Here is a 1751-nt window from a genome sequence, read left to right as displayed (position 1 = left end):
CCCCACTCCCCCACCTCCCCAGCTCCCACCTGTGTCACAATAGAGAACTGTAATAAGAAAAATATTGTTAAGGTAACTTAGTGAGTCCAACTGCTCAATCCACGGCAATTGCGCGTCGTGTAGTATTTCCTTTTACGGCAATTGTGGGCCAGGAAGAAATGAAACTGGCGCTGCTGTTGAACGTGATTGACCCCAAAATTGGTGGTGTAATGATTATGGGCGATCGCGGCACTGGTAAATCCACAACTATCCGGGCGCTAGCTGACCTCCTACCAGAAATCTCTGTGGTTGCTAATGACCCCTTCAATAGTGACCCCAGTGACCCTGACGTGATGAGCGATGAAGTCCGCCAACTCCTAGAACAAGGCGCGGAAATTCCCATAGCTCACAAAAAAGTCCAAATGGTAGACCTACCATTGGGAGCCACAGAAGACCGAGTTTGCGGTACCATCGACATCGAGAAAGCTTTATCTGAGGGTGTCAAAGCTTTTGAACCGGGACTACTAGCAAAAGCAAACCGCGGCATTCTCTACGTCGATGAAGTTAACCTACTAGATGACCACCTTGTAGACGTACTACTTGACTCTGCCGCCAGCGGGTGGAACACTGTAGAACGGGAAGGCATTTCGATCCGTCACCCAGCGCGTTTTGTGCTTGTCGGTTCTGGAAACCCCGAAGAAGGCGAACTACGTCCCCAACTCCTAGACCGCTTTGGGATGCACGCAGAAATTCACACGGTTAAAGAACCTGTTTTGCGAGTGCAAATCGTGGAGCAACGGGCAGAATTTGACCAAAATCCCCCAGTATTTCTGGAAAAGTACAAACCCCAGCAACAAGCACTGCAACAGCAAATTGTCAGTGCTCAGCAGCTTTTGCCAGAAGTAAAAATAGACTATGATTTGCGGGTGAAAATTTCTGAAGTTTGCTCAGAACTGGATGTAGATGGTTTGCGGGGTGACATTGTTAGCAACCGCGCCGCCAAAGCCTTAACAGCTTATGAAGGACGTAACGAAGTTACAGTTGATGATATCCGCCGCGTAATTACGCTGTGTCTACGTCACAGACTGCGGAAAGACCCCTTAGAATCGATAGATACTGGCTACAAAGTTGCAAAAGCTTTTAGTCGCGTCTTTGGTGTCGAACTACCAGAGAATGACACTGCACAAAAAAATGGCGCAAGTCAAAAGTTAGGAGCTAGGGGGTAGGGGAGCAGGGGGAGCAGAGGGAGCAGGGGAAGCAGGGGGGAATAAATACTGACTGTTGACTCTTGACTCTTGACTCCTGTCTCCTAACTCATAACTCAGCACTTATAACTCAACACTCAATATGAGATTTTGGCATTTTTGGTTAAACAGCTTTATTTTAGCTAGCCAATACAATCCGCCCAGGTTTGTAGAGTTATTGATGCTATTGTTAGCGATCGCTATGCTGGCAATAGCGAGTATTTTACCCGACAGACCATATTTAATCTTAGGTTTGAGCTTAGTAGTTGGAGCATCTATTTCCATCTTAGTGCGAGAAGCGATCGCACCCTCACCCCAGACACGAATGACCCAACTCACAGCATTACTATTGCTCTTTATCAGCCTCTATGGTTTTGCTGACTTAATTTATACTCTTTAAAATTAGTCAAGGGTCAAGGGTCAAGGGTCAAGGGTCAAGGGTCAAGGGTCAAGGGTCAAGGGTCAAGGGTCAAGGGTCAAGGGTCAAGGGTCAAGGGTCAAGGGTCCAGGGTGAGGGGTCAAGGGTAA

General features: G+C 47.6%; 2 protein-coding genes. Both read left to right on the top strand.

Features of this window, described 5'->3' with window-relative positions:
• Window positions 1–80 precede the first annotated feature (80 nt).
• Entirely contained in the window at window positions 81–1205 is a 1125-nt protein-coding gene (gene bchI / locus IQ246_RS29550) for a magnesium chelatase ATPase subunit I (protein WP_194006831.1), read from the top strand.
• Window positions 1206–1326: 121 nt separating this feature from the next.
• Window positions 1327–1623 (top strand): hypothetical protein, encoded by a 297-nt coding sequence (locus IQ246_RS29545; protein WP_194006830.1) that lies wholly within the window; start codon window positions 1327–1329, stop codon window positions 1621–1623.
• Window positions 1624–1751 lie beyond the last annotated feature (128 nt).

The organism is aff. Roholtiella sp. LEGE 12411, assembly GCF_015206995.1.
Classification (GTDB): Bacteria; Cyanobacteriota; Cyanobacteriia; order Cyanobacteriales; family Nostocaceae; genus Komarekiella.
This window is presented reverse-complemented; position numbering and strand designations above follow the sequence as displayed.

Excerpts from the sequence above, each read along its gene's own strand:
- IQ246_RS29545 (WP_194006830.1), top strand. The coding sequence starts at position 1,327 with ATGAGATTTTGGCATTTTTGGTTAAACAGCTTTATTTTAGCTAGCCAA.